Source organism: Sediminibacillus massiliensis (genome assembly GCF_900156915.1).
Taxonomy (GTDB): domain Bacteria; phylum Bacillota; class Bacilli; order Bacillales; family Amphibacillaceae; genus Sediminibacillus_A; species Sediminibacillus_A massiliensis.
In genome coordinates, this window is sequence record NZ_LT732535.1 from 1,681,709 (window position 1) to 1,690,553 (window position 8,845).

Annotated in this window: 6 protein-coding genes; 2 read left to right on the forward strand and 4 right to left on the reverse strand. The window is 45.5% G+C overall.

Translation table 11 applies throughout. The features are described from left to right. Positions 1-55: 55 nt before the first annotated feature. Genes CZ434_RS09255 through CZ434_RS09270 form a run of 4 tightly spaced genes read right to left on the reverse strand, consistent with a single transcriptional unit; the run spans position 56 to position 5,604 of the window. Positions 56-1,210 (reverse strand): saccharopine dehydrogenase family protein, encoded by a 1,155-nt coding sequence (locus CZ434_RS09255; RefSeq protein WP_077622871.1) that lies wholly within the window; start codon positions 1,208-1,210, stop codon positions 56-58. Positions 1,211-1,253: 43 nt separating this feature from the next. Next, entirely contained in the window at positions 1,254-2,756 is a 1,503-nt protein-coding gene (locus CZ434_RS09260; protein WP_077622872.1) for an aldehyde dehydrogenase family protein, read from the reverse strand. 26 nt (positions 2,757-2,782) lie between these two features. Then, on the reverse strand, positions 2,783-4,429 hold the full coding sequence (locus CZ434_RS09265; protein ID WP_077622873.1) for a thiamine pyrophosphate-dependent enzyme: 1,647 nt from the start codon (positions 4,427-4,429) through the stop codon (positions 2,783-2,785). Beyond that, positions 4,426-5,604, reverse strand: a complete 1,179-nt coding sequence (locus CZ434_RS09270; protein ID WP_077622874.1) for an aminotransferase class I/II-fold pyridoxal phosphate-dependent enzyme — start codon at positions 5,602-5,604, stop codon at positions 4,426-4,428. The genes CZ434_RS09265 and CZ434_RS09270 overlap by 4 nt, the downstream gene beginning before the upstream one ends. 263 nt (positions 5,605-5,867) lie before the next feature. Between CZ434_RS09270 and CZ434_RS09275 the strand changes: the two genes are divergently transcribed. Next, positions 5,868-7,055 (forward strand): CaiB/BaiF CoA transferase family protein, encoded by a 1,188-nt coding sequence (locus CZ434_RS09275; protein ID WP_077625136.1) that lies wholly within the window; start codon positions 5,868-5,870, stop codon positions 7,053-7,055. A gap of 10 nt (positions 7,056-7,065) precedes the next feature. Further along, positions 7,066-8,256, forward strand: a complete 1,191-nt coding sequence (locus tag CZ434_RS09280; protein ID WP_077622875.1) for an acyl-CoA dehydrogenase family protein — start codon at positions 7,066-7,068, stop codon at positions 8,254-8,256. Positions 8,257-8,845 lie beyond the last annotated feature (589 nt).

The following is an 8,845-nucleotide window of genomic DNA, read 5'->3' on the forward strand; positions in this document are numbered from 1 at the left end:
AAAGGAGCTGCTTGGTGCAGCTCCTTTTCATTTGTAAGAATGAAAACGATATTAGTTAATCGTTAATTTGTTTTTCTGTTATGACGACTCCCCTCTTGGCCATTTCTTTCATATACACATCGCCTGGTACAATTTGTTCAGGCGGGTGGACGCCTCTTTTCCTGATTATATTACTGCCAACCATTTGAGCTACGACAGAAATTGTATTGGCTGTAGCCCTGGCCATTGCCGTCACCTGGTTGGCTCTGTCTTTGAATGTAGTCATTTCATATTGGTACGTTGTATTCCGGGTGTCTTTAACCCCTCCGACTATCACACGAAGTAACACAACATCATCTTTATCCTTAAGTTCTACGATTGGGTCAATGGTTTTTAAAAGAACTTCACGGGGGGTGACCTGGGATTTGCCGACACTTACTTCGATATCATTTCGTGTCAAATTTAAATCCACGAGCAATTTCATCTTTTCTGCATGGCCGGGATAACGTATCGTTTTGTATTCCAATGTATCGATGGACGGGTAGGATTTCAAAAGTGTCGAAGTTCCTCCCGAGGTATGAAAAGCTTCCAATGGACCGAAACGATCAAAATACAGCCGTTCAACTTCAGATAATGATGGTATTTCAATCATCTTGCCATTACGGATAATGGTCGAGGGGTCAGTGTAGTGATCCATCAGGCCTTCCATAGAAAAGACATGATTATATTCAAGAGGCGGTTCTGCCTGAACTGGGATACCGCCTACGAACAGACGGATTGACGCTAACTGATCGAGCTTGCTCACGCCATGGCCTGATAAAATATTGATCATGCCGGGGGCCACGCCAAGATCGGGAATGATGGTCACTCCTGCTGCTTTCGCTTCACTCGATAAGTCTAAAACCCGGTCTGTTATATGGCCGATGTGCCCTCCCAAATCGACGGAGTGGACTCCAACTTCAATTGCAGCCTGTGCAACCTTTTCATTAAAAGAATAAAATAATGCATTGATACAGACATCATAATGCTGGAGAAAGCCGGCAAGATCCTGTTGATTTCCTGCATCGACCTTATACGCATCTATTTTTGGAGTGTGGAGTAGTTTGCATACTTCCTTCGCTCTGTCCAAATCAATATCGGCAAGGCCGACTTTCTCCACTCCGGGGCTTTGGAGCAAATCCCTGGCAGCTTCTTTTCCCATTAAACCGGAACCTAAAACAGCTACTTTCATTGTTCACCCTCCCTCTTTGCTGAATAGCCACAATCATCTTCTTTTACTGGACATCAATTTGTGCTCTTTGCAGCTTGCCGCTGAAGTCTACATATATGGCCTTCCATTCGGTAAAAACATCTAATGCGGCTACTCCAGAATCCCTGTGACCGTTTCCGGTTCCTTTGGTCCCTCCGAAAGGCAGATGTATTTCTGCTCCTGTTGTTCCTGCATTCACATAAACAATACCTGTATCCAAATCACGTTGAGCTGTAAACACCTTGTTGACATCACTTGTAAAGATAGCGCTTGATAATCCATATTCCACTTGGTTGTTAATTTCGATTGCCTCTTCCAGGCTTTTCACCGGAATAAGGGAAACAACCGGTCCAAATATTTCCTCCATCGCAATTCGCATTTCAGGCGTGACATCTGTAAATAAGGTCGGAGCGAAATAATTACCTTGTTTATGTTCTCCGTTTTCCATCACATAGCCGCCGGCAAGCAGTTTCGCCCCTTCTTGTTTCCCTACTTCGATATAATTTTTGATTTTTTCCAATCCATTCTTGTTGATGATCGGCCCTACTTTGATCGACTCATCCAAACCGTTTCCAATCGATAGGCCCGCCATTTCATTCAACAACCGCTCTTCAAGTTCGGTTTTCACCTTTTCATGGACAATCACACGGCTGCAGGCTGTACAACGCTGGCCGCTCGTTCCGAATGCGCTCCACAATATCCCTTCGACCGCCAATGACAAATCAGCATCATCCATTACAATAACAGCATTCTTTCCACCCATTTCAAGTGAAACCTTCTTCAATTTTTGTCCGCATTTTGCTGCGATGTTGCGTCCGACATCATTGGAACCTGTAAAAGAAATAACACGTATATTCTTCTGATCAATCATCGATTCACCGACGGTTGAGCCCGCGCCAAACACTACATTGATGACCCCTTCTGGCAATCCCGCTTGTTCAAATATTTTAGCCAGTTCAAATGCCATGATCGGCGTTTCTGTTGCAGGTTTCCAAACAACAGCATTTCCTGCCACGATCGCCGGGAACGATTTCCAGGTGGCAATTGCAATCGGAAAGTTCCACGGGGTGATAATTCCCACGACCCCTACAGGCGCCCGGACACTCATCGCGAATTTATCTTTCAGCTCTGCAGGTGTTGTCTGTCCAAACAACCTTCTTCCTTCACCGGCCATATAAAACGCCATATCGATTCCTTCCTGGACTTCACCTCTGGCCTCTTCCAACACCTTTCCATTTTCCATTGTCAAAAGTTTAGACAATCTTTCTTTCTGTTCCTTCATGATGTTTCCGACCCGGTAAAGTACCTCGGCACGCTGCGGTGCCGGGACAAGCGCCCATTCTTTTTGGGCTTTTCTTGCCGCTTCTGCCGCAGAACCCACTTCTTCCAAGCCTGATAGCGGAACCTTGACAAGAGATTCTGCAGTAGCAGGGTTTACCACATCAGCATATTGGCCATTAACCGGATCACACCATTTTCCGTTAATATAATTTTGAAGTTTTTCCTGTTTGAGAAGCTCTTTATTCATTCGTTTTCCCCCTTAATAACGGAAATCTATGCCCGTCCGCTTATTTTATGGATACTGTGGAATACAGAAATTTGATCTGGATCGGTTTCCACTTCGATGACAACTGGCCCGTTGCTCTTCAATGCTTTGATCAGTACCTGCTTAAATGCTTCAGGGGTTTTCACTGAAAAACCGACTGCGCCTATTTTCTCGGCAATATCGGCAAATGGGACATCGCCTAAATCGGTTCCGATTTTTCTATTCGGATAATGCAATTCTTGATGCATGCGAATCGTGCCGTACATACGGTTATTGAAAACGATACTGACTACAGGAATCTTATAACGCACTGCCGTCTCCAATTCCTGCATTGTCATCATAAACCCTCCGTCTCCGGATAATGAAACGACCGGACGTCCCGGCTCAGCCAATTTCGCTCCTAAAGCGGATGGCAGTCCATATCCCATAGCACCTGAGGTCGGTCCAATATAAGTCTTCTTTTGTTTGAATTGATAAAACACATGGAGCCATCCGGCAAAATTTCCCGCATCATTTGTGATGACCGTTTCAGGGGGCAATTGTTCTTGGAGAATGGATACAATAGCATGGTTTACCGTATGCTTATCTGCTTGAAGGGAATCCACATAGGCTTGCCGCCTTTCAATGAACCATCCATACCAGCTTTTCGATCGTTCTAAGCCGGCAAGCTTCTCCAGCGCTTCCTTTGCGTCTGCCACCACTCCGACATCGGGCGGATACACTTTTCCCAAGGTATCCGCATCGATGTCAATGTGAATAAGCTTCTGGTTGTTTGATATAATGGAATAATCCTGGGTCGTCACTTCTGACAGCCTTGTTCCTACTGCCAAAATCGTATCCGCTTTACGGACAGATTCCAGCAGGCTTTTGTCCATCCCCAATCCCAAGTGCCCTACATACAGTGGATGATGATTCGGAAATACATCATGCCGCCTGAACGCCGCCATAACAGGAATATCAAACTTCTCGGCAAAATGGATCAATGCTTGTTCTCCATCTGCACTTTTCACTCCTCCGCCGGCAATAAGCAGCGGCCGATTCGCAGTCCGCAACAGTTGGTCGATTGCGGCCAATTCAGCAGGCCCCGGACTAGGGGACGGTCTTACAATCGGCTTGCCATATTCCATCCGAGCTTTCTTTTCAAGCAAATCTTCCGGCAGCGATATAACGACAGGGCCTGGTCTGCCTGTTTTCGCAATCCGGAAAGCCCTTTGTACAAGTTCGGGGACTCTTGCAGCGTCCTTTATTTCTACAGCCCATTTGGAAATCGGACCAAAAAAGTTATCCAGATCGACTTCCTGAAAGCCTTCTCTGCCTCTAAACCCGCTATGGACCTGCCCCAAAAAGACGACCAAAGGAGTAGAGTCCTGGCAGGCAGTATGAACACCAATGGAAAGGTTAGACCCCCCTACCCCCCGTGTGGCCATGACCACCCCGGGCTTTCCGGACGCTTTTGCGTACCCTTCTGCCATAAAGGCTGCCCCGCCTTCATGTCGTGCTGCTATCAACGATATTGCCGGCTCGTCATAAATCGCATCCATAACCGGAAGATAACTTTCTCCCGGCACACAAAACACATGAGAGACACCTTCCAGTTTCATACATTCGACGATGGCTTTCGCACTGGTCAGGTACGGCACTGCTCCACTCGTCATTCTGGCGTCCTCCTTGTTTTTCGTTTTTTCATCCGCACTATTGCCTCATCCAGGCGCTCCTGCGGGACAGACAAGGAAAGGCGGATATACCCTTCTCCTCTCGTCCCGAACGCAGAACCAGGGGTGACAATTACATCTGCCTCGTCCAATAGTTCCTCTGCAAACGACTGGGACGTATATCCTTCAGGCACACTCGCCCAAATAAAAAATGTTCCTCTTGGCCGCCCGGCATCAATTCCCATCGCATGTAAAGCCGACAGCATGCTTTCCATCCGGTTCAAATAGACAAGATTGTTTGCGGCTACTGTAGAGAGATCGCTGTTCAATGCAGTCGCTGCTGCCTTTTGAATCCCCAGGAACTGGCTTGTATCCATGTTGCTTTTCACAATAGACAAAGCCCTGATCAGCTGTTTATTTCCTACAACATAACCAACCCTCCAGCCCGCCATATTGAAACTTTTGGAAAGAGATCCAAATTCAACAGCTACGTCTTTTGCTCCTGAGACCTGCAGAATGCTCGGAGCCCGATAGCCATCATATGTGACCAAACCATAAGCACCATCATGTGCCACACTTAAATGGTGTTTCCTGGCAAACGAGATGGCTTCAGCGAAAGTCTTCTTTTCAATAGTTGCACCTGTCGGATTGCCAGGATAATTCAGTAGCATCAGTTTCGTTCGTTCCAGGTCTGCTTCAGAAAGGGCTGAGAAAAGAGGTACATATCCATTCATTTCATCTAGTGGTAGCGAAACACTCTTCCCATAGGCTAAATGCACAGCCGACTGATAAACCGGATAACCAGGATTCGGCACGAGCACACCATCTCCAGGATCGATGACGGCAGCAATCAGGTGGGCGATCCCCTCTTTGGAACCAATTAATGTCAGCACTTCTGTATCCGGATCCAAATGAACGCCATAATGTCTTCGATAAAAAGCAGCAACAGCCTGTTTGAACTCTCTGCAACCGCCATAAGGTGAATAACGATGATTTTCAGGTTTTCCCATTTCTTCCTTCAACCGTTGAATGACAAATCCCGGAGCTGGCATGTCCGGTGATCCGATTCCTAGATCAATGATATCGATCCCTTTCTTCTGTAATTGTTCTTTCTTTTGATCGAAAACTGAAAACAGATAGGGAGGAAGGCTGCTTACCTGTTTGGATATATATCCCATATTTGCGACCCCCGCATGACTTATTCTCTTAAGTGGAAATGAACCATTATTCTATCCTATTAGTAGAAAATACGTTTCATGATACCGGAATATATATCTGAATTTTCAATAAATGGTTTTTGTTTTTCATATTTTCTTCTCGTCCACAATAAGATATAGTGTTACCGCAAAGCTTATTGGAAAGAAGTTGATGCCAAGCCAGTTGGATTCATACAACGTATGGGTTCTGCTGGCTTTTTCCCTATAAAAGGAAGGGAGTGATTATTTTGTCTACACTAAGCGGGATTAGAGTGCTCGATTTAACCCGAGTACTTGCCGGCCCATTTTGCTCCATGATATTAGGCGATCTCGGTGCTGAAGTAATCAAAGTGGAAGCACCTGGCGGAAGTGACGAAACGAGAAAATGGGGTCCCCCTTTCCAGGAAGGGGTCAGTGCTTATTACTTATGTGCCAACAGAAATAAAAAGAGCCTTACTGTCAACTTAAAGACGGAAGAAGGTAAACAAATCATTCACAAGCTAGCAGCCAGGAGTGATGTTATTCTTCATAATTTCAAAACAGGAACAATGGAGAGACTTGGACTGGATTACCGAGTACTGACTGAGATCAATCCGCGGATTATTTATTGTTCGATTACAGGCTTTGGTGAGACAGGACCGTATAGACATCTTCCTGGTTATGACTTTATTATTCAGGCAATGAGCGGAATGATGAGCATAACCGGTACAGAAAAATCAGGGCCGCAGAAAATGGGTGTTGCCATCACCGATGTATTAACTGGTCTATATGCATGCATCGGAATCGAATCTGCTTTACTTGAAAGAGAAAGATCCGGGTGCGGCCAGAAAATAGATTTGTCTCTTTACGACTCTTCCGTAAGCGCACTCATTAACATTGGCAGCAATTATTTGATGTCCGGTCAACTCCCAGAGCGTTTGGGAAACCATCATGCCAACATTGTTCCCTATCAGATGTTCGAATCTAATGACGGTGCAATGATAATAGCGGTCGGCAATGACAGACAATTTGCCTCCCTCTGCAAGGTAATTGACCAACCACATTTAGCCGAACTGGAACGGTTTCGGACAAATCCGGACAGGGTTGCGCATCGTGAAGAGCTGACAAGGATTTTAGAACAAATATTCATAAAAGAATCGACCGGTTTTTGGTTGGAAAAGTGTCGCCAAAACAATATTCCTTTTGGCCCGATTCAAACCGTTGCAGAATTAGAAAAAGATCCACAGCTAGCTGACCGGAATATGTTCTTGACTGCTGAACATCCCAAAGCAGGCCAAATTAAAATGATCGGCAGCCCGTTGAAGTTATCCAGAACAGGGGTTGAAATGAAACAACATCCTCCCGAACCCGGGGAACATACGGACGAAATATTGCGGGAGCTGGGGTTCGACCGGAAAACCATGGAAAAATTAAGAAAAAACAACACGATTTAGGAGTGTGGGTATGAATTTTGAATTCAGTGATGAACAATTATTGCTTCGAAAAACTGTCAGGGATTTTGTCGACAAGGAAATCATGCCACATATAGGGGAATGGGATGCCCGGGGTTTTTTTGACAAAAGTATCTTAATAAAACTGTCTGATTTAGGATTGATGGGGGGTTGCATCCCGGAAAGATATGGTGGGAGCGGCATGGATTACAACAGCTTGGCAATTGTTTGCGAAGAACTGGAGCGCGGTGATACTGCCTTCCGGACCGCTGTATCTGTCCATACCGGTTTAAACAGTATGACCATTCTCCAATGGGGGACAGAAAAACAAAAGCAGAAATACTTGGTTCCCCAGGCGAAGGGAGAGAAAATCGGAGCTTTCGGATTAACCGAACCTGGTGCTGGGTCTGATGTCGCAGCTTTACAGTCAACAGCTAGACGGGAGGGTGATTATTATATTCTCAACGGACAAAAGACCTGGATATCGCTTTGTGATACTGCTGATCACTTTCTTGTATTTGCTTATACCGACAAAAGCAAAAAACACCACGGTATTTCTGCATTTATAGTGGAGCGGACAATGGAAGGCTTCTCTTCTAAAGCCACGAAAGGCAAACTGGGAATCAGGGCGGGAAATACTGGAGAACTCTTTTTTGATCATATAAAAATCCCGAAGGAGAATCTGGTCGGCGATGAGGGGGACGGCTTCAAAATAGCGATGTCAGCACTCGACAATGGAAGATTCACCGTTGCAGCCGGTGCATGCGGGCAAATCATGGCCTGTCTGGAAGCTAGTATCGGTTACTGTAATGACCGCAAAACGTTTGGGAAAGAAATTGGCAGACATCAGCTCGTGCAGCAGATGATCGCTAATATGGAAGCAGGTTTACAAATGAGCCGCCTGCTTGTCTATCGTGCGGGAGAGTTGAAAAATAAAGGCATCAGGAATACAAGAGAAACCTCGCTCGCAAAATGGCAGGCATGTGACTTTGCCAACAAGGCAGCCGATGATGCAGTCCAGATTCACGGTGCTTACGGTTACTCTGATGAATATCCTGTTGAGCGGTATTTACGGAATTCGAAAGCACCTGTCATCTATGAGGGCACTAGGGAAATCCATACAATTATGCAGGCAGAATACGTGCTCGGTTACCGAAAAGACAAACCACTCAAGAAAACCCTTCCTGCATGGGATAACCAGTAAAAAACAGCTTTCCAAGCTTTTGTTAAGCTTCACAGTAGAGAGAAACTGCGACATAGTGACATTTTTATTTCTAGTTGTTCTGATGATCGTTGAGTGCATGGACTCGCTGCGGCAGAACACTTCGCTTTTAGATTTTTTCTGAATACTGGCTAGGGAATATCCCATGTTAAACAAATCTAGGACCATTTCCCACTTGATTAGAAGTTCTATCCAAAGCGAAGGAAAAATGCAGACTCCTTGAAATGTAAAGGTCAATTTTCTGCAGTGTAAATGAATGGATGTCTTTTCAAAATTCTGGGGTACCAGAACCAGGAAGTGCTGTAACCGCAAGAGTCAACTTGTTCTGCCTCTTGTTACGTAAGGTTTTTCTCCATTCTTATAAAGGAGACAATGTTAGATACATTTCAGGATCACTTCTCACCTAATCAGAAAACTATACCGAGCTGCGGAAAAATGCGAGACTCCTACGGGAAAGGAACAGTCTGAAGACCCCGCAGCTGGTGCATTTTCCAGCGAGGAGGCTGAAGCGTTCCCCGTGGAAAGCGAGTATTTTTCCGCAGCGGCGGTTTACCACTCAATCAGAAAAGGA